The following is a 20,242-nucleotide window of genomic DNA, read 5'->3' as shown; positions in this document are numbered from 1 at the left end:
AGAAGCGTCGATGATCCCGTTGTCCTTCGCCCAGCGTCGGCTGTGGTTCCTCCACCGTCTGGAAGGCTCGTCCGCGACCTACAACATTCCGTTCGTGCTCCGCCTGGACGGGCCACTGGACACGGCGGCCCTGGCCGCGGCGGTGGCGGACATCGTCACTCGGCACGAGAGCCTGCGCACCCTGATCGTGGAGGACGCCGACGGGACGCCGGAGCAGCGGATCCTGGTCCCGGAGGAGGCCATTCCGCGATTCCGGGTGGTCGACGTGGCGGCGGACGCGGTCGAGGCCGTGACGCGGGAGGTCGCCTGCGAGGGGTTCGAACTGCACACCGACCTGCCCCTGCGGGTGACCCTCCTGCGGGTCGCCCCGCAGGAGCACATCCTGGTGTTCGTGTTCCACCACATCGCGGCCGACGGATCGTCGATGGCGCCGTTCCTCCGGGATCTGGTGTCGGCGTACACGGCCCGGCGGCAGGGGAGCGCGCCGCGGTGGACCCCACTTCCGGTGCAGTACAAGGACTACACGCTGTGGCAGCAGCAGTTGCTCGGCGACGAGGCCGACCCGAACAGCCTCGCCGCCACGCAACTCGACTACTGGCGAGGTGAATTGGTCGACGTGCCGCAGCCGTTGCAGCTGCCGCTCGACCGGCCCCGGCCGACGGTGGCCGGCCACGACGGCGGTCATGTCTCCTTCGAGTTGGAACCCGAGCTGCTCACCCGGCTCGGGAAACTGGCCGCGGACCGCGGCGCCACGGCGCCGATGGTGGCCCAGGCGGCGTTGGCGGTGCTGCTGCGCACCCTCGGCGGCGGTGACGACGTGACGATCGGCAGCCCGATCGAGGGGCGTACCGACGATGCCCTGGCCGATCTGATCGGGTTCTTCGTCAACACCTGGGTGTTGCGGGCCGACCTGTCCCGCAACCCCTCGTTCGGCGAACTGCTCGAACAGGTACGGGACAAGTCCCTGGCCGCCTACGACAACCAGGACGTGCCGTTCGAGCGGTTGGTGGAACTGCTCGACCTGGAGCGCTCCACCGCGTACCAGCCGCTGTTCCAGGTGATGCTGGCCTGGCAGTTCGTGTGGCCGCCGATCGAGATACCGGGTCTGCGGGTCACCCCCGTGCCGGTGGGCACCGACACAGCCAAGGTCGATCTGTTCCTGAACGTGGTCCCGGACGCCACCGGACGTGCGCACGGGCGACTCGAGTACGCGACCGAACTGTTCGATCGGGCCACGGCGGCCGACATCGTCGAGCGGTTCGTACGCATCCTGGAACTGGTGGTCGCCGATCCGGGCGTGGGTGTCGGTGACCTCGACGTGCTCGGTGAGCACGAGCGGACGTGGCTGCTGCGCACGGCGAACGACACGGTCGAGCCGATCCCCGCCGCCGACCTCGTGGACACGGTGGCACGGCACGCGCGCGACACCCCCGACGCGCTCGCCGTCATCGGCGAGGAACAATCGCTGACCTACCGGGAGCTGGACACCCGGGCCAACCGGCTGGCGCACCGGCTGATCGAGCGCGGGGTGCGGCCGGAGTCGCCGGTCGCCGTCCGCCTGCCCCGCTCCGCGGACCTCGTGGTCGCACTGCTCGCGGTGCAGAAGGCCGGCGCCGCCTACATCCCGATCGACCCGGAGCACCCGGGTTCCCGGATCGACCACATCCTGGCGGACTCCCGCCCGGTGCTCGTGCTCGATACCGGGACATGGGCCGACATGGATCTGTCCACGGGCCCGGACTCGGCGCCGACCGTGCGCGTGTCGCCGGACAACACCGTGTATGTCATCTACACCTCCGGCTCGACCGGTAACCCGAAGGGTGTGGCGGTCCCGCGCGGCGCGCTGACGAACTTCCTGGCCACGATGAGTCGGCGGGTCCCGCTGTCGCCCGCGGATCGCCTGCTGGCGGTGACGACGATCTCGTTCGACATCGCGGCGCTGGAGCTGTATCTGCCGCTGATCTCCGGTGCGGCGGTGGTGCTCGCGAACAAGGACACCGTGTCCGATCCGGCCGCCGCCGTGACGACGATCGGCCGGCACGGGGTCACCGTCGTACAGGCGACGCCCGCGTTCTGGCAGATGGTGCTGACCCACGAGCCGACCGCCGCGACGGGCCTGCGGGTCCTGGTCGGCGGCGAGGCGCTGCCGCAGCGGTTGGCCGAGACGTTGGCCGACCGGGCCGTCGACGTGCTCAACGTGTACGGCCCGACCGAGACGACGATCTGGTCGACGAGCGCGACCGTCGCGCCCGGATCCGGTGCCCCGGCGATCGGCACACCCATCGGCAATACCCGGGTCTACGTGCTGGATTCGCGGCTGCGGCCGGTCCCGCGCGGGGTCGACGGCGAGTTGTACATCGCCGGCGACGGCCTGGCCCGCGGATATCACGGGCGACCCGACCTGACCGTCGGACGATTCGTCGCGTGTCCGTTCGGCCCCGCCGGCGCCCGGATGTATCGCACCGGGGACCTCGTGCGCTGGGGCCGGGAGGGACGGCTGCACTACGTCGGTCGGACCGACTTCCAGGTCAAGGTCCGCGGATTCCGGATCGAACTCGGCGAGATCGAGCATGTATTGGCGGCACACCCCGGCGTGACGCAGGTGGTGGCCGTGGTGCGCGAGGACGGGGACGACAAGCGGCTGGTCGCCTATGTGGTTCCGGAACCCGAGCCGAACCCCGAGCCGGACTCGGAACCCGACTCCGGGTCGGGCCTCGCGCCGACCGAGGCCGAGGCCACGGCGCCGTCCCGGAACGCTGTCCTGCTCGCCGACCTGCGCGAGCACCTGCGCGCCAGGCTGCCCGACTACATGGTGCCCGCCGCCATCGTCCCGCTCTCCGCGATCCCGCTGACGCCGAACGGAAAACTCGACCGGCGGGCGCTGCCGGCGCCGGACTACGCACAGGTGTCGACCGGCCGGGCGCCGCGGAATCGGCGCGAGGAGATCCTGTGCGCCGTGTTCGCCGAAGTGCTCGGTCTGGAGAGCGTCGGGATCGGCGACGACTACTTCGCGCTGGGCGGCGACAGTATCCGCTCGGTCCAGGTGGTGGCCCGGGCCAAGGCCCGGGGCATCACGGTCGGCGTCCGGGAGATCTTCGAGCACCGCACGGTCGCCCGGCTCGCCGAGTCGGTCGCGGGGCGGGACGCCGAACAGGAGCCGATCCTGGCCGAGTTGCCGGGTGGCGGCGTCGGCCCGGTCCCGCTGACGCCGATGGCGGCGCACGTTCTCGCACTCGGTGGTGGCATCGGGCGGTTCTCGATGTCGGCGATGCTGACCCTGCCCGAGCGCATCGACCGCGCCGAACTTCTCGGCGCGCTCCAGGCCGTGCTGGACCGGCACGACGTGTTGCGCTCGCGGCTCGACCGGCTCCGGCCGGGTCTGTGGATCGAGCCGCCCGGCAGCGTGGACGCCGGCGCGCTGCTGCGGGAGGTGCCCAGCGGCGATGCCGACGTCACCGCCGAACTAGACGCGGCTGCGGGACGGTTGGATCCGGACGCGGGTGTCGTGGCGCAGTTCGTGTGGTTCGCCGCCGACCCGGGCGCGGGCCGGTTGTTGATCGTGCTGCACCACCTGGTGATCGACGGGGTGTCGTGGCGGATCCTGGTACCCGACCTGATCTGCGCGTGGCAACGGATCCACGCCGGCCGCGCCCCCGAACCGGCGCCGGTGGGAACCTCGCTGCGCCGGTGGACGCATGCCCTGGCCGACGAGGCGGCCGACGCGGCGCGCGTGGCGGAACTGCCCGTGTGGCAGCGGATCCTGAGCGGCGACGAGCCCGCGCTCGGTGCCCGGGAACTCGACCGCACCCGCGATGTCGCGGCCACCGTGGACACGGTGCGGGTCCGGGTGCCGGCCGACGTCACCGAGGCCCTGCTGACCACCGTCCCGGCGGTGTTCCGTGGCGGGGCCGAAGACGGGCTGTTGGCCGCGCTCGCGCTGGCGCTGACGCGGCGGCGTCGTACCCGAGGCGGGAACGAGTCCTCGGCGCTGGTGCGGATGGAGCGGCATGGCCGGGAGGAGCACGTGATCCCCGGCGCCGACCTGTCGGGCACGATCGGATGGTTCACCTCCTCGTTCCCGGTACGGCTCGACCTGGCCGGGATCGATGTGGCGGACGCGTTCGCCGGCGGCCCGGCCGCCGGCCTGGCGATCAAAGCGGTCAAGGAGCAGCTGCGCGCGGTGCCCGACAACGGCATCGGCTACGGACTGCTGCGCCGGCTCAACCAGGACACCGCCGGCGCACTGGCCGCAGAGCGGGAGCCGCAGATCGGGTTCAACTACCTCGGCCGCGCCTCCGGCACGGACATCCCCGCGGAGCTGCGCGGCCTGGGCTGGGCGCCGGACACCACGCACCCGGACCTGATCGCCGCACCAAACGCGGACATGCCGGTGCTCTCGGCCCTGGAGATCGACGTGGTGGCCACGCCCACCGCCGCCGGCGACGAGTTGACCGCCCACTTCGCCTTCCCCACCGGTGTGCTCTCCCGCGAGGACGTGACCGAGCTGGCCGAGGCGTGGGTCGAGGCATCGACCGCGCTGGCCCGGCACGCCGCGACCCCCGACGCGGGCGGGTTGACCCCGACCGACGCGCCGCTGGTCGAGGTGCGTCAGGAGGAGATCGACGGCTGGGAGGCCCGGCTCGGCCGGCTGGCCGAGATCTGGCCGACCACCCCCGCGCAATCGGGGATGTTGTTCCACAGCATGCTGGCCGGCACGTCCTTCGACGCCTACCACGTGCAGCTGGTCTTCCAGCTCTCCGGCGAGGTCGACCCGGAACGCATGCATCGGGCCGGCCAGGCACTGTTGGAGCGGCACACCAACCTGCGCGCGGCGTTCGTCGAGCGGGCCGACGGCGCTCTCGTACAGGCGGTGCCGGCGCGCGGGGTGACCGTGCCCTGGACACACCTCGACCTGACCTCGGTCGGCGAGGCGGAGCGGACCGAGACGTTCGAGCGATTCCTCGTCCGGGACCGGGCCGCCCACTTCGACGTGCGCACCCCTCCCCTGATGCGACTGGCCCTGGTCACCCTGGAGGCCGGGCGGGCGGAGTTCGTGATGACCGCCCACCACGTGCTGTTCGACGGCTGGTCGATGCCGTTGTTGATGCGCGACCTGCTCCTGCTCTACGCCTCCGGAGGCGATCCCGCCGGCCTGCCCGAGAGCCGCAGCTACGGCGAGTTCCTGGCCTGGCGGGCCCGCCGGGACGAGGACGAGACGGCACGGGCGTGGGCGGCCGAACTCGACGGGGTCGAGGAGCCGACCCTGCTCGCGCCCGGCTCCGCCGGCGTGGGCGAGGGCGGTCTCGACCAGTTGGAGATCGCCCTCCCGGTCGACGAGGCGCGCGCGTTGAGCCGTCGGGCCGCGGCGATGGGCATCACCGTCAACAACCTGGTGCAGGGCGCCTGGGCGCTGCTGCTCGGCCGACTCACCAACCGCCGGGACGTGGTCTTCGGCGCCACCGTCTCCGGGCGCCCGCCCGCGGTGGTGGGCGTCGAGTCGATGGTCGGGATGTTCATCAACACCGTCCCCGTCCGCGTGCGCCACGCCCCCGGCGACACCCTCGCCGAGGTCCTGGCCGCGTTGCAGAGCCGACAGGCCGACCTGATGGAGCACCACCACCACGGGCTCACCGAGATCCAACAGGCCGTCGGCCTGCCGTCCCTGTTCGACACCCTGGTGGTCTTCGAGTCGTATCCCATCGACCGCGAGGGCCTGACCGCCGCCGGCGCCGCCGCGGACGGGATCACCTTCACCGGCCTGCGCCCGAACAACGGCACCCACTACCCGCTGGCCCTGATGGTGGCCGCCGACCCGCACCTGGAGTTCATCCTCCAGTACGCGCCGGGCGCCTTCGACCGGGCCGCCGTGGAGGCGATCGCGGCCCGCTTCCTGCGCATCCTGCGGCAACTCGTGGCCGAACCGGCACGCACGGTCGCTCGGGTCGAGACGCTGGATCCGGCGGAACGCGAGCGCCTGCTCGTCGCGTTCAACGACACGGCCGCGCCGACCCCGGACGTGAGCATCACCGAACTGGTCGAGGCCCAGGCGGCGCGCACCCCGGACGCGGTCGCCGTGGTTGCCGAGGGCGAATCGCTCACGTATCGCGAGCTGGACGCCCGGGTCGATCGGCTGGCGCGCGAACTGGTCGAACTCGGGGTGCGTCCGGAGTCGCCCGTGGCGGTGTCGCTGCCGCGCTCGGCCGACCTGGTGGTCGCCCTGCTCGCGGTCCTGAAGGCCGGCGGCGCGTATCTGCCGGTCGACCCCAAGTACCCAAGCCAACGCCTGCGGGCCATCCTCGAGGAGGCACGCCCGCACCTGGTGCTGACCCACTCCGCGACTGTCGCCGCGCTGCCGGAGCACGACGCCCCGGACGTGCTCCTCGACGCGCTCGACCCGACCACCGCGCGCGTCGCCATCGAGCGGCCGCCGTACGCCGAGCAGTTGGCGTATGTGCTGTACACCTCCGGATCCACCGGCAAGCCCAAGGGCGTCGCGATCACCCACTCCAACGTGGTCAACGGCGTACTGCGGCTCGCCTCACGGGTGGGCATGGAGTCCGGCAAGCGCATGCTCGCCGGCACGTCGATCAACTTCGACGTCTCGGCGTTCGAGATCTTCACCACTCTCGCCGCCGGCGGCGTCGTCGACGTGGTCCGCGACGTCCTGGTCCTGGACGAGGGGAAGAGCTGGAGCGGCGCGGTGGTGTCCACCGTGCCGTCGGCCTTCGCCGAACTCGTCGACCGCGTCCGCGACCGGGTCGAGGTGGAGACGGTGGTCTTCGCCGGCGAGGCCCTGCCGCCGTCGCTCGTCGACAAGACGCGCGAGGCCTTCCCCGGCGTTCGGATCGTCAACGCGTACGGGCAGAGCGAGACGTTCTACGCCACCACCAGTACCGTCTCCGGCGACACCCGGGACTGGGCGGGCAGCGCGCCCGTCGGCACCCCGCTCGGCAACATGCGGGCCTACCTCCTCGGCCCCGACCTCGCGCCGGTGCCGCCGGGCGCGGTCGGCGAGTTGTACGTCGGCGGGAACGTGGGACGCGGCTACCACGGCAACACCGGATCGACCGCGGAGCGCTTCCTCGCCGATCCGTTCGGCCCGGCCGGCTCGCGCATGTACCGCACCGGGGACCTGGCCCGCTGGAACGCCGAGGGCGAACTCCGTTACGTGGGGCGGGGGGACGCGCAGGTCAAGCTGCGCGGCTTCCGGATCGAGCCCGCCGAGGTCGAGGCCGCGCTCACCGCGCACCCCGACATCGCCCGCGCCGCCGTGCTCACCCGGGGCACCGGCGTCGGTACGCGGCTCGTCGCGTACCTGGTGTCGTCGGGCGAGGCCGACGCCGACACCGTTCGAGGATTCCTCGCCGAGCGACTGCCCGAGTACATGGTGCCGTCGGCACTGGTGTTCCTGGACCGGCTGCCGCTGATGCCAAACGGCAAGCTGGACCGGGCCGCGCTGCCCGAGCCGGAGATCGGCGGGGCCGCCTATCGGGCGCCGCGCAATGCCCGCGAGGAGACCCTGGTCCGACTGTTTGCCGAGGTGCTCGGCATCGACCGGGTCGGTATCGACGACAACTTCTTCGCGCTCGGCGGGCACTCCCTGCTCGCCACCCGGCTGATCAGCCGGGCCCGCGCCGACCTGGGGATCGAGATACCCATCCGCAAGATCTTCGACTTGCCGACAGTGGCCGCGCTCGCACCGTGGTCGGAGGAACCGACGGCTCCCCGCCGCCCCGGTTTGCGCAAGATGACCGTAGAGGAGTGAGGCAATGATTCCGCTGTCATTCGCACAGCGTCGCTACTGGTTCCTGCACCAGCTGGAGGGTGGGGAGACCTGGAACATGGCGGCGGCGTTCCGACTGACCGGAGCGCTGGACCGGGACGCCCTCGCCGCGGCGGTCCGGGACGTGGTCGAGCGGCACGAGGTCCTGCGCACCACGTACGTGACCGACGAGGGCGGTGAGCCGCATCAGCGGATCCTGCCCTTGGCGGAGGCACTTCCGCAGGCGCGGATGCCGGTGGTCGAGCTCGCGGCCGAGGACGTGGCCGGCGCGGTCGACGAGGCGGTCGCGCACGGGTTCGACCTGGCCACCGAAATCCCTTTTCGGGCAAGCCTGTTCCGCTGCTCGCCCGAGGACCACGTGCTGGCCGTGGTGATCCACCACATCGCCACCGACGGCAGCTCGGGCGCGCCGCTGGCCCGGGACCTGGGCGTGGCCTACACCGCGCGCCGCGACGGTCGGGCACCGGAGTGGGAGCCGCTGCCCGTGCAGTACAAGGACTACACGCTGTGGCAGCGCGAGGTCCTCGGCGACGTGGACGACCCGGACAGCCTGGTCGCCACGCAGATCGAGTACTGGCGCGACGAACTCGAAGGTGTACCGGAGCCGTTGAACCTGCCGCTGGATCGCCCCCGGTCGGTGGAGACGGACACCGCCGGCAACGCGGTCGCCCTCGCGGCAACCCGGGAGGTGTCGGCCGGACTGGAGAAGCTGGCCGCCGAGCGCGGCACGACCATGGCGATGGTCGTGCAGTCCGCGGTGGCGGTTTTGCTGAGCCGGCTCGGCGCCGGCGACGACGTACCGATCGCCACCCCGATCGCCGGCCGCACCGACGACGCGCTCGCGGACCTGATCGGTTGCTTCGTCAACAACCTGGTGCTGCGGATCGACCTCTCGGGCGACCCGTCCTTCGTCGACCTGCTCACCCGGACGCGGAACAAGGCGCTGTCCGCCTACGAGCAGCAGGACGTGCCGTTCGACGTGCTGGTGGAGACGCTCAACCCCGACCGCTCGGCCGAGTACCGGCCGCTGTTCCAGGTGATGTGCGGCTGGCAGAACTACGCCCGGCCCAGCTTTGAACTGCCGGGACTGAGGGTGGAGTTCCAGCAGGCGCTCACCCAGAAGACGATGGTCGACCTGTTCTTCAGCATGGGCATGGACGAGGCCGGTCGGCTGCACGGCGACATCCAGTACTCGGGCAAGCTGTTCGACCGGGGCACGGTCGAGGACATGGCCGCCCGCTTCGTCCGGATCCTGGAGCAGGTGGTGGCCGATCCGGGCGTGCGCGTCGGGGACATCGACGTGTTGGTCGAGGGGGAGCGGGAGCAACTGCTCGTCGAGGTCAACGACACCACCGAACCGACCCTGGAACAGGGCCTGTTGGCGGCGATCGACCGGCAGGTGGAGGCCACGCCGCAGGCCCTCGCCGTGATCGGCGAAGAGGAGACGCTCACCTATCGGGAACTGGACGTCCGGTCGAACCGGCTGGCGCACTGGCTGGTCGAGCGCGGCGTGCGGGCCGAGTCGCTGGTCGCGGTGTGCCTGCCGCGCACGGTGAACCTGATGGTGGCGATCCTCGCGGTGCTCAAGGCCGGCGGAGCCTACGTCCCGGTCGACCCGGACCACCCGCGCTCGCGGATCGACCACGTCCTCGGGCAGGCGGATCCGCTCCTGGTGCTCGACGCCGACACCTTGGCCGGCGCGGATTGTTCCGGATACCCGGACTCGGCGCCGGAGGTGGTCGTACGGCCGGACAACACCCAGTACGTGATCTACACGTCGGGCTCGACCGGAACCCCGAAGGGGGTGGCGATTTCGCGCGGGGCGCTGGCCAACTTCGTGGCCGCGACGCGGCGACGGTTCCCGCTGTCGCCCGACGACCGCATGTTGTTCAGCACGACGGTGTCGTTCGACATGGCCAACACCGAGCTGTACCTTCCATTCGTCTGCGGCGCGACGATGGTGATGGCGACGAGGGACACGGTCACCGAACCGTCGAGGATGGTGGCGTTCCTGCGCCGGCACGGGGTCACCGTGGTGCAGGCCACCCCCGCCTTCTGGCAGATGGTGCTGACCCACGAGCCGAACGCCGCGCAGGGCCTGCGGATCATCACCGGCGCGGAGGCGGTGCCGGTACGGCTGGCCGAGACGCTGGCGGACCAGGCCGTCGAGGTGGGCAACTGGTACGGCCCCACCGAGACCACGACGTGGTCGACCATGGCGCCGGTGAAGGCCGGGGCGGGGGTCGCGATCGGGACTCCGGTCGGGAACACGCAGGTGTACCTGCTCGACGCGCGGCTGCGCCCGGTCCCGCGCGGCGTGCAGGGCGAGTTGTACATCGCCGGCACCGGTATGGCGCGCGGCTACCAGGGCCGGCCCGACCTGACCGCGGAGCGGTTCGTGCCCTGCCCGTTCGGCCCGGCCGGCGCGCGGATGTACCGCACCGGGGACCTGGCGCGGTGGAACCGCGACGGCCTGCTGGAATACATCGCCCGCACCGACCACCAGGTGAAGATCCGGGGCTACCGGATCGAGTTGGGGGAGATCGAGCACGCGCTGGCCGGGCACCCCGCGGTGGCGCAGGCGGCGGTGGTGGTCCGCGAGGACCGGGAGGACGACCGGCAGATCGTGGGTTACGTGGTGCCCGCCTCCACCGTCGGCGCGCCGGGCGATTCCGGTACCCCGGCGGGCGAGGGGCCGCGCGTGTACGACGACGAGGCGACGGTCGCGCTGCTCGCCGAACTGACCGAGTACCTGCGCGGGCGCCTGCCCGAGTACATGGTGCCCGCCTCGGTGATCGCGCTCTCGCGGATCCCGCTGACGCCCAACGGCAAGCTCGACCGGCGGGCGCTGCCGGCGGAGCAGACGAGCGCCGCGGTCGGCGAAGGACCCCGCGACGTCACCGAAGAGAAGCTGTGCGCGCTGTTCGGCGAGTTGCTAGGCCGGGAGAACGTCGGCATCCACGAGGACTTCTTCGCCCTCGGCGGCCACTCGCTGATGGCCACCCGGCTCAGCGTGCGCATCCGCGCCATGTTCCACGTCGACGTGCCCCTCAGGACGATCATCAAGTTCCCGACGGTGGCCGAGTTGGCCTCGCTCGTGCTCATCGGCGGCATCCCCGTGGGCGACAATGTCGACCCGTTCGGGGTCGTGCTGCCGCTGAACAACGACCCCGGCACGGGCAAGGAACCCCTGTGGTTCTTCCACGGGGGAGGTGGCCTGGGCTGGGCCTACTTCAGCTTCGTCATGCACGTGCCGGACCGCCCGGCCTACGCCCTGCAATCGCGCGGCTCCAACGGCGTGGACGCGCTCGCGGGCTCCGTCGAGGAGATGGTCGACGACTACATCGCCGAGATGTTGAAGATCCAGCCGGAGGGCCCGTTCTACCTGATCGGCTGGTCCTACGGCGGCACCGTCGTGCAGGCCGTCGCGGAGGGGCTCGACCGGCGTGGGCACAAGGTCGGCCTGGTGGCGATCCTCGACTCCCAGCCGGGCGGCGAAGGGTTCTCGGAGATCCACGCCGGCAAGACGCTGGAGGACTACCGGGACGAACTCGAGGAGTTCTTCGGCCAGTACATCGGCACCGACAACCAACAGGACTTCCTGGACACCATGTCGAAGGTGTTGGCCAATAACACCCGGCACATCATGACCTTCCAATCGCCGGTCTACCGCGGCGACGTGGTGTTCTTCAGCGCGACGCTCAAGGACGATCTGTACGCGCACATGTGGCGACCGCTGGTCCTGGGCGACATCGAGGTGCACGACGTGCGCGCCACGCACCACGAGATGAACATGCCCGCACCCGTGGCCGAGGTCATGGAGGTCATCGTCCGCAAACTCGCGGACGCGGAACAATCGGCCATCGAACGGCCGTAGCGGGGCCGCCGGTCGCCGGGTCGTCCCCGGTCGCCGGGTCGCGGGTTTTCCATGAACCATCGAACGCAGGATTGGGGTTGGTCGGGGTGAGCACACCCGGCATGTCCACGCCGGATCGAGGGCAAACCGCGCTGCTGTGCGTGCCGTTCGCCGGCGCGGGACCGTCGTTCTTCCACCCGTGGCGGGCACCGGCCGGCGACCGGTGGCGCCTGCTCTCGGTCGAACTGCCCGGCCGGGAGCGGCGGATCCTGGAGACGCCGTATCGCAATGTCGTCGAGGCGGCCAAGAACTCGGTCGACGAGATCGTCGCGAACCTCGGCCGCGGGACGCGGACCGTGTTGTTCGGGCACAGCCTGGGCGCGGTGCTCGCGTACGAGTTGGTGCATCTGCTCAGTACGCGCGACGTGCCCGTCGAACGGCTGATCGTCAGTGGCTCGCCCGGTCCCTGGACCCAGCGCGAGCGGCGGGCGACGGGCCTTCCGGACGAGGAGTTCCTGGCCCGGGTGGAGGAGTTCGCCGGGTTTCGGCACGAGGCACTGGATCATCCGGAGATGCGCGAGCTGATCCTGCCCGTGTTGCAGGCCGACTGCGAGATGCACGAGAACTACCTGCCCAGCACCGACGACCCGGTGTCGGTGCCGATTTGTTCGATTCGCGGCGGCTCCGACGGCCTGGTCAGCGCGGACCAGGCCCGGGAGTGGCGGGACGCCACCACGAGCACGTTCGAATACGCCGAGTTCCCGGGCGATCACATGTATCTGGTCGATCACGCCCGGGAGATCCTGGATCTGATCGAGGCGCAGTCCGCCCGCGACACCGCGAGGTGACGAGCCGCCGCCTGCCCGGGGGCGGCGTCCCGACCCGGGGCGATACGACGAAATGCCATGGCAGCGGCCGTGTCAGGGGTGTGACAGTCGGGTGACAGTCACCGTGGAAATGGTGGATGCATGAGAAGTTCGGCGATCGCAGTTTCCGGGCTGCGCAAGGCATATGGCGACCGGGTGGTGCTCGACGGCATCGACTTCGAGGTCGCCGAGGGATCGGTGTTCTCCATGCTCGGCCCGAACGGGGCGGGCAAGACGACGACGGTGAACGTGCTGGCGACGTTGCTGACGGCCGATGCCGGAACGGTGCACGTCGCCGGGCACGACGTGCTGACCGCGACCAGGCAGGTACGCGCGGCCATCGGGGTCACCGGCCAGTTCGCCGCGGTGGACGAGCTGTTGTCGGGCCGGGAGAACCTGCAGCTGATGGCGGACCTCAAGCGGGTGCGCTCCGGGGAACGGGTGGTCGAACGACTGCTGGAGCGCTTCGACCTGGTCGAGGCGGCCGACAAGCGCATCTCGACCTACTCGGGCGGCATGACTCGCAAGCTGGACCTGGCGATGACACTGGTCGGCGACCCGCGGATCATCTTCCTGGACGAGCCGACGACGGGCCTGGACCCGCGGAGCAGGCGCACGATGTGGGGGATCGTCCGCGAGTTGGTGGCCGACGGCACCACCATTTTCCTCACCACCCAATACCTCGACGAAGCCGACCACCTCTCCGATCAGGTCGTGGTCCTGGATCAGGGCAGGTTGGTCGCCGAGGGCACCCCCGACGAACTCAAGCGTCAGGTCCCCGGCACCCACGTCCGGCTCCGCTTCACCGACCTCGACGAACTCGACGCGGCGGCACGCGTGTTGCGCGGCGGCACGAGAGACGACCAGGAACTGCTCCTGCGGGTGCCCAGCGACGGCCAGTCGAAGTCGCTGCGGGCCCTGCTGGACCGGCTCGACGAGTACTCGATCAACGCACAGGAGTTCTCCGTGCACACCCCGGACCTCGACGACGTCTTCCTCGCCCTGACCGGGCACCCGAGCGAGGAGGCGGTCGCGTCGTGAGCAATGTCGCCACGGCGTGGGCCGACTCGACGATCATGTTGCGCCGCAACCTCAAGCACACCATGCGCAACCCCCTCGTGCTGTTCAACGCGATCCTGTTCCCCATCGTGCTGCTGCTGATGTTCGTCAAGGTGCTCGGCGGTGCCTTCGAGGTCGGCGAGAGCTACATCGACTACGCGACGCCGGGCATGCTCGTGATGGCCGTCAGCTACGGGCTCGGGTCCACCGCGACGGCCGTCAACGACGACATGACCAAGGGCATCATCAACCGCTTCAAGGCGATGGACATCTCCCGCGGCGCCGTGCTGACCGGACAGGTCATCGTCACCACGGTGCGCTGTCTGGTGGCCTGCACGGCGATCATCGCGGTGGCCTTCGCGATGGGGTTCGACCCGGACGCGAGCGCCCTCGACTGGCTCGGCGTGCTCGGCTTCGTCGTCCTGCTCACCGTCGCGGCCAGCTGGCTCACCGTGGCGTTGGGGCTGGCCGCGAAGTCGGCGGAATCGGCGGGCCTGGCCACCGTGCCGCTGATCATGCTCCCGTTCCTGAGCAGCGCCATCGTGCCCGCGGACACGATGGGCGCCGGAGTGCGCCAGTTCGCCGAATACCAGCCCTTCACCCCGATCATCGAGACGCTGCGCGGGCTGTTGGCGGGCGACCCCTCGACCGGCGACGCGCTCGCGGGCATCGCCTGGTGCATCGGGCTCGCTCTCGTGGGATACGTGTGGGCGGTGTCCACCTTCAAGAAGCGAGCGTGACCGCGACAAGCCGGGACCAGTGCATTTGAGTCCCTTCTCGAGCCGCCTCGGCGAAACCCCCGTCGCCGAGGCGGCGTCGCGCGTTCTGCTCGATCCGCGCCGCGTCCGGATGGGAGCGGTCCGGCAACCCGCGTACGTCCGCGCTCGCCGCGAGCAACCGCGCGGCCTGCACGGGATCGTCGCGACGCAGCGCCAGATCCGCGACCCCGACGAGCACCTGCGCGATCACCGGCGCGTGACCCGCCTCGGTCGCCGCCCGGCAGGCCGCCGCCCGGTGCTCCCGCGCCTCGCCCACGTCCTCGGCGAGATAGCCGAGCAGGTCGTGCGTGGCCGCCCGCACGTTCGCCTGCTGCGCCTCCTCGCCCAACATGGCCGTCGCGACGCCGAGTTGCCGACGCGCTTCCCCGGTATCGCCGCTCCACCGGGCGAGTTCCGCACGCGCGAAGGCCAACTCGGCCAGCGCGTCCGGCCAGGTGACCCGCTTCGCGTGCCGCTCCGCCTCGGCCAGGGCGGCCGCGCCGGCCTCCTCGTCGCCCAGCAACCAGTACAACTGCGCCTGCCGCGAGCGCATCCGGATCACGTCCTCCAGGGCACCCACCTCGGTGACCACCGCGATCGCCTGTTCGTAGTGCTCGCACGCGCCGGCGAACTCGCCGCGCACGGCGATGCGATCCGCCAACTCCGTCAGGGCGAACGAGATCCCGAACCGCTCGCCGATCTCCCGGAATTCGGCCAGCGCCATCTCCAGATACGCGTCCGCGTCCCGCCCGCCCTGGCCGAGCATGATCCGCATCTTGCCCAGGTGCAGCCGGGCAAGCGCGCGTACCCACGGGTCCTCGTTGTCGAGCAGCGGCTCGAACGCGGGCAGGAACGCGTCGGGCGCCTGCAACAGGCGCTCCAGCGCGGCGACGAGTCCGAGCAGCGGGTAGCGGCGTCGGCTGCGCAGGCTGAACCGGTGTGCCTCGCGGATCCACACCGCCGCCTGGTGCTCGTCGCCGCGCCCGGAACTGACGAACAGCACGACCAGCGCATACACCATGGCCCGGGTCTCGTCGGTCACCTCGCCCGGCGTGCGGGTGGCCGCGATGATCAGCTCGATGCCCTCGGTCCGGTGGCCGCTGAGCCACCAGTACCAACCCGTGCCCGCGGCCAGCCGCATCGCCGCCTGCGCCTCGCCTGCCGCCAGTGCGCCACGCATCGCCGCGCTGATGTTGTCGTGCTCGGTCTCCAGCGTGGCGAGCCATTCCAACTGTTCGGCGCGGCGCAGATGCGGCTCCGCGGTCTCGGCGAGTTCGGTGAACCAGGCCAGGTGCGCGTGGCGCGCCCGGTCCGATTCCCCCGCCTCGGCGAGCCGGTGCCGGGAATACTCCTTGATCGTGCCGATCATGCGGTAACGCTGGGTGCGGTCGCCCTCGGCGAGCAGCAGCGACTTCTCGGTCAGCGCGGTGAGCAGTTCGAGGACCTGCTCCGGCTCGACCGCGTCGCCGGCGCAGACCCGTTCGGCCGCCTCCAGGCTTGCCCCACCGGCGAACACCGAGAGCCGACGCAGGACCACTCGCTCGACGTGGGTGAGCAGTTCCCAGCTCCAGTCGACGGCCGCGCGCAGTGTCCGGTGTCGAGGCAGTGCGGTCCGGCTGCCACTGGTCAGCAGACGGAACCGGTCGTCGAGTCGGTTGGCGAGCTGATAGATGGACATGGTGCGCAACCGGGCCGCGGCCAGTTCGATCGCCAGCGGCATCCCGTCCAACGCCCGGCACACGCGCGCCATCGTCTCCGGCGCGGGGGCCTCGACCCACAGGTCCCGGCGCACCGCCCCGGCTCGGTCGCGCAGCAGCCGGACGGCGGGCGCGGCCTCGATCTCGTCGGGGCTCGCGTCCGCGTCCGGCAGGGCCAGCGGCTCGACCAGCCACAGCGCCTCCCCGGTGATGCCGAGCGGCTCCCGGCTCGTGGCCAGGATCCGCAGCCGCCGGCACTCCCCGAGCACCCGGTGGGCGAACACCGCCGCGGACTCGATCACGTGCTCGCAGTTGTCCAGGATCAGCAGCGCCTCCCGCTCGCGGATCGCGGCGATCAGCCGGTCCGTCGGCTCCACGCTCGGCGCCGCGCCGAGCAGCGCGTCACGCAGACCGAGGCCGGAGAGGGTGGCGCGGGCCACGTCGCCGTCGGTGCCGATGGCGGCCAGTTCCACCAGCCAGGCCCCGTCCGGCAGGTCGTCGAGCAGGGTGCGGGCGGTCTCCGTGGCCAACCTGGTCTTGCCCGCCCCCGCCGGCCCGATCACCGTGGTGAGCCGGTGCTCGGCGACGAGTTCGCGAACCGCGGCGGTGTCGGCGTCGCGCCCGACGAAGGTCGTCAGCTCGGCGCGCAGGTTGCTCCTGCGGTTCTCCTCCCGTCGGCCCAACTCGCCCCGCAGCAGCGCGCCATGCAACGCGGCCAGCTCCGGCGATGGGTCCACGCCCAGCGCGTCGGCCAGGGCCTCCCTGGTGCGCTGATACACCAGCAGCGCGTCGCTGTCGCGACCGGTCGCGACCAGGGCGCGCATCAGCGCGGTGGCGAACCGTTCCCGCATCGGATGTGTGGCCACCAGGTCGGTCAGCTCCGTGACCACTTCGGCGCCGCGCCCGAGGGTGACCTCCGCGTCGAACCGCTCCTCGGTGGCGGTCAGGCGTAAGCCTTCCAGGCGCACGATCGCGGCGTCGAACGCGGCGCTGTCCGCCAGACCGACGTCCTGCATGGCCGCACCCCGCCACAGGTCGAGGGCTTCGCGCAGCAGGCGCACCCGTCGGGAGGCGTCCTCGGTGCGCAGGCGGCCCGCGGCCACGAGGCGTTCGAACCGCACCGCGTCGACGGCGTCGGGTTCCACGATCAGCCGGTAACCGTCCGGCCGGCCCTCGATCACCCCGTCGGGCAGCACCTTGCGCAGCCGGGACACCAGGCGTTGCAGTGCGTTCGTCGCGTCGACGGGCGGGTGTTCGCCCCAGATCCAGTCCACGAGCACGGCCTTGGGAACCGGGTGGCCCGCTCTCAGTGCGAGGGCGATCAGCAATGCGCGCAGCCGCGCGCCCGGCACGTCGGCCGTACCGCCGGCGTCCGTGCGAACCTCGAAAGGACCCAGCATCCCGATCTGCACCCACCGATTTTGCCACGGTTGTTCGGACCGTCCGACCGGACCCCGAAACCTTGACGGACCTCGATCGCGATATGGCGCGTCCGCGTGTCGATACCGCGCGGGAATTCGGTACCGATTTCGAGGCGATGGGCAGCTGCCGCCGAAAAACCGGACGGCGCCGGAATCAATGCCCGGGCGATCCACGGCATTCGTCGAGGCCGTGGCGTCCCTGGCCGGCCGGTGTCGTATTACTGTCCTGTCGGCGGGACATCGGCGTCCGTCGGTGTGCGCGGACCACCGTCCCTTGCACCGGGTTTCCCCGGCGATTTATGTTGGCGACGCGAGTTTGCCCCGACAGCCGCCCACCGTAACGCTCTTCGGTCGGCGTGCACAGGCGGTCGCTTTCACCTCGGGGTCCCGGAGCCCCCGGCACGAACCAATCATCGAACAGCGGGCACAACGCCTGCGGATGGCGTTGTCATGCCGGTTCGCCGGCGCATTCCCGATCCGTTCGGCGAAGGAAGGAGAGGCCGGCCATGGAATCGTTGCCGCGTATCCACGAACGAGGCGAACAGGACGAGACATCGGAGGGGCAGGCGGCGCCGACGGGTGCGCCGACCGCCCTCGTACCGGAAATTGCGGCGCTGTGGGGGGAATTCCTCCCGGGGCGCGAGGTCGGGCCGGACGACGACTTCTTCGCGATCGGCGGCAATTCGCTGATCGGGATCAAGATCATCGATCGGGTGGCCCAGGACTACGGCGTCGCCCTGTCCGTGCGCGGGTTCTACCTGGCCCAGACGCCGGCCCGGGTCGCCGAACTGATCGAACAGGAAAGGGCGCGAACGTGAGGTTGACGCCGGGTGCCGCACGCGAGATCGATCTCGACCGTGTCGACCTGTTCGACCTGGACCTGTACACCTCGGGCGATCCGCACCCGATCTGGGACGTGATGCGCGCCGAGGCCCCACTGCACCACCAAGTCCTGCCGGATGGCCGCGAGTTCTGGTCGGTGACCCGCTACGACGACGTCTGCGCCGTACTCGGCGACCACCGCAGGTTCACCTCCGAGCGCGGCACGGTGGTCACCCATCTCGGGGAGGACGACGTCGCGGCGGGCAAGCTGATGACCTCCACCGACCCGCCGCGGCACACCCAGGTGCGCCGGGCGATCGGCGCGCGGCTCACCGCGCGCGCGGTGGCCTCGTGGCAGGACCGGATCCGGGAGGCGATCGTGCGCTTTCTCGAACCGGCCCTCGACGGCGGCACGTTCGACCTCGCCGAAAAGGCGCACCGGCTTCCGATGATCGTCGCGGGACCGCTGCTCGGGATCCCCGAGCGGGACTGGGACGAGCTGGTACAGCTGACCGCGATGGTCACCGCGCCCTCGGACCCGCACTTCAAGCACGGCAGCGAGGCCGCGACGCTGGCCATCTCCCACCACGAACTCGTCACCTATGTCACCGAATGGGTCAAACGGCGGCGGGCCGCCGGAGGCGAGGACGGCAGCCTGCTCGACCACCTCATGACCGTGCGAGCGGGCGACGCGCCGCTGACCGACGAGGAGATCGCGCTCGACGGCTACAGCATCCTGCTCGGCGCCAACGTGACCACGCCGCACACCGTTTCGGGCACGGTGCACGCGCTGATCGAGCGGCCCGAGCAGTTCGCCAAGGTCCAGGCCGACCCCTCGCTCGTGCCGTCCCTGGTCGAGGAGGGACTGCGCTGGACCTCGGCCGCGTGCAACTTCATGCGCTACGCGGTCGACGACACCGAGATCGGCGGCGGTACGATCCCCGCCCGCGGCGCGGTCGTCGCGTGGATCGGCTCGGCCAACCGGGACGAGTCGCAGTTCACCGACCCGCACCAATTCGACGTCACCCGGCGCGAGAACCGCCATGTCGCGTTCGGGTTCGGGCCGCACTACTGCATCGGCGGCCCGCTGGCCCGGCAGACGCTGCGCATCTTCTTCGAGGAACTGCTCGGCCGCTTCGGCTCGATCGAACTCGACGGCGAGCCGCAACACCTGCGGTCGTACTTCATCGCCGGGATGACCCACCTCCCCATCGTCGCCCAGAAACGAACGACGCCATGACATCCGGCAGCGCCCCCGCCTCGTCGCCGTGGTTCGTCCGGCCACCGGCCGGCGACCACCCGGCCCGGCTGTTCTGCTTCCCCTACTCCGGCTCCGGCGCCTCCGCGTTCAGCGCCTGGCCGGCCACGATCGACGACGTCGAGGTCTGCCCCGTGCAGTTCCCCGGCCGGGAGAGCCGGCTGGCCGAACCGCACTACGGCACCTACGAGGATCTGGCCGCCGCCCTGGTGGAACCGCTGGCGGCGCGCCTGGACCGGCCGTTCGCATTCTTCGGGCACTGCGCGGGCGCGCTGCCCGCGTTCGAGACCGTGGTCCGGCTCGCCGAACTGGATCTGCCGGGGCCGGACTGCCTGTTCGTGTCCGGCCAACCCGCGCCGCACGACGCCGCGAGCGATCGCATGCTCACCATGACCGAGGCCGAACTGCGCGCCGAATTGGTGTCGGTGGTGCGCGGGCGGGGCATCGAGCCGCGCCCGGACATGGTCGAGGTGGGGATGAGCGTGCTGCTCGACGACCTCGCAGCCGCGCGCGCCTACCGCAGGGTCGAACCGGTTCGGCTGGGCTGTCCCATCGTCGTCCTGCACTGGCGCGACGACCCCGATGTGACGCCGGACCAACTGGAGGGATGGCGTCGGTACGCGGATTCGGTCGAGATCCGGGTCGTCGAAGGCGGCCACCACGACTTCATGAACGCGCCGGACGAGCTGCTGAAGCTGCTGACCACCCGGCGGTGACGGCGG

Annotated in this window: 9 protein-coding genes; 8 read left to right on the top strand and 1 reads right to left on the bottom strand. The window is 71.1% G+C overall.

Going from position 1 to position 20,242, the window contains the following annotated elements:
• Window positions 1-10: 10 nt before the first annotated feature.
• From ACFXKZ_RS08270 to ACFXKZ_RS08250, 5 genes are all read left to right on the top strand, one after another.
• Window positions 11-7,765 (top strand): amino acid adenylation domain-containing protein, encoded by a 7,755-nt coding sequence (locus tag ACFXKZ_RS08270; RefSeq protein ID WP_379997768.1) that lies wholly within the window; start codon window positions 11-13, stop codon window positions 7,763-7,765.
• Window positions 7,766-7,769: 4 nt separating this feature from the next.
• Window positions 7,770-11,660, top strand: a complete 3,891-nt coding sequence (locus ACFXKZ_RS08265) for an amino acid adenylation domain-containing protein (RefSeq protein ID WP_379997766.1) — start codon at window positions 7,770-7,772, stop codon at window positions 11,658-11,660.
• 101 nt (window positions 11,661-11,761) lie between these two features.
• Window positions 11,762-12,487, top strand: a complete 726-nt coding sequence (locus ACFXKZ_RS08260) for a thioesterase II family protein (protein WP_379998669.1) — start codon at window positions 11,762-11,764, stop codon at window positions 12,485-12,487.
• A 120-nt stretch (window positions 12,488-12,607) separates the two neighbouring features.
• Window positions 12,608-13,546, top strand: coding sequence for an ATP-binding cassette domain-containing protein (locus tag ACFXKZ_RS08255; protein ID WP_379997764.1), 939 nt, complete (start codon window positions 12,608-12,610; stop codon window positions 13,544-13,546).
• The gene (locus tag ACFXKZ_RS08250; protein WP_379997762.1) at window positions 13,543-14,304 is read left to right on the top strand and encodes an ABC transporter permease; all 762 of its coding nucleotides are present in this window, start codon (window positions 13,543-13,545) and stop codon (window positions 14,302-14,304) included. The genes ACFXKZ_RS08255 and ACFXKZ_RS08250 overlap by 4 nt, the downstream gene beginning before the upstream one ends.
• On the opposite strand, the gene ACFXKZ_RS08245 is transcribed toward ACFXKZ_RS08250, so the two are convergent.
• The gene (locus tag ACFXKZ_RS08245) at window positions 14,288-17,431 is read right to left on the bottom strand and encodes a BTAD domain-containing putative transcriptional regulator (RefSeq protein ID WP_379997760.1); all 3,144 of its coding nucleotides are present in this window, start codon (window positions 17,429-17,431) and stop codon (window positions 14,288-14,290) included. The genes ACFXKZ_RS08250 and ACFXKZ_RS08245 overlap by 17 nt on opposite strands.
• A 515-nt stretch (window positions 17,432-17,946) precedes the next feature.
• On the opposite strand from ACFXKZ_RS08245, the gene ACFXKZ_RS08240 reads away from it, so the two are divergent.
• The 3 genes from ACFXKZ_RS08240 to ACFXKZ_RS08230 are packed head-to-tail and all read left to right on the top strand — an operon-like array spanning window position 17,947 to window position 20,236.
• Window positions 17,947-18,258 (top strand): phosphopantetheine-binding protein, encoded by a 312-nt coding sequence (locus ACFXKZ_RS08240; RefSeq protein WP_379997758.1) that lies wholly within the window; start codon window positions 17,947-17,949, stop codon window positions 18,256-18,258.
• Window positions 18,255-19,502 (top strand): cytochrome P450, encoded by a 1,248-nt coding sequence (locus ACFXKZ_RS08235; RefSeq protein WP_379997756.1) that lies wholly within the window; start codon window positions 18,255-18,257, stop codon window positions 19,500-19,502. Before ACFXKZ_RS08240 ends, ACFXKZ_RS08235 begins: the two co-directional genes overlap by 4 nt.
• Window positions 19,499-20,236: a thioesterase II family protein gene (locus ACFXKZ_RS08230; protein WP_379997754.1), complete on the top strand. Its 738-nt coding sequence runs from the start codon at window positions 19,499-19,501 to the stop codon at window positions 20,234-20,236. Before ACFXKZ_RS08235 ends, ACFXKZ_RS08230 begins: the two co-directional genes overlap by 4 nt.
• The last annotated feature ends 6 nt before the right edge of the window (window positions 20,237-20,242 follow it).

Source organism: Embleya sp. NPDC059237 (assembly GCF_042754105.1).
Classification (GTDB): domain Bacteria; phylum Actinomycetota; class Actinomycetes; order Streptomycetales; family Streptomycetaceae; genus Embleya.
Note: the sequence above shows the minus strand (reverse complement) of the source record. Positions and strands in the feature narration are given on the sequence as shown.

Bases quoted from the DNA above. Each gene is read 5' to 3' on its own strand.
- ACFXKZ_RS08265 (WP_379997766.1), top strand. From the start codon at position 7,770: ATGATTCCGCTGTCATTCGCACAGCGTCGCTACTGGTTCCTGCACCAG.
- ACFXKZ_RS08270 (WP_379997768.1), top strand. From the start codon at position 11: ATGATCCCGTTGTCCTTCGCCCAGCGTCGGCTGTGGTTCCTCCACCGT.
- ACFXKZ_RS08255 (WP_379997764.1), top strand. From the start codon at position 12,608: ATGAGAAGTTCGGCGATCGCAGTTTCCGGGCTGCGCAAGGCATATGGC.
- ACFXKZ_RS08240 (WP_379997758.1), top strand. From the start codon at position 17,947: ATGGAATCGTTGCCGCGTATCCACGAACGAGGCGAACAGGACGAGACA.
- ACFXKZ_RS08230 (WP_379997754.1), top strand. From the start codon at position 19,499: ATGACATCCGGCAGCGCCCCCGCCTCGTCGCCGTGGTTCGTCCGGCCA.
- ACFXKZ_RS08260 (WP_379998669.1), top strand. From the start codon at position 11,762: ATGTCCACGCCGGATCGAGGGCAAACCGCGCTGCTGTGCGTGCCGTTC.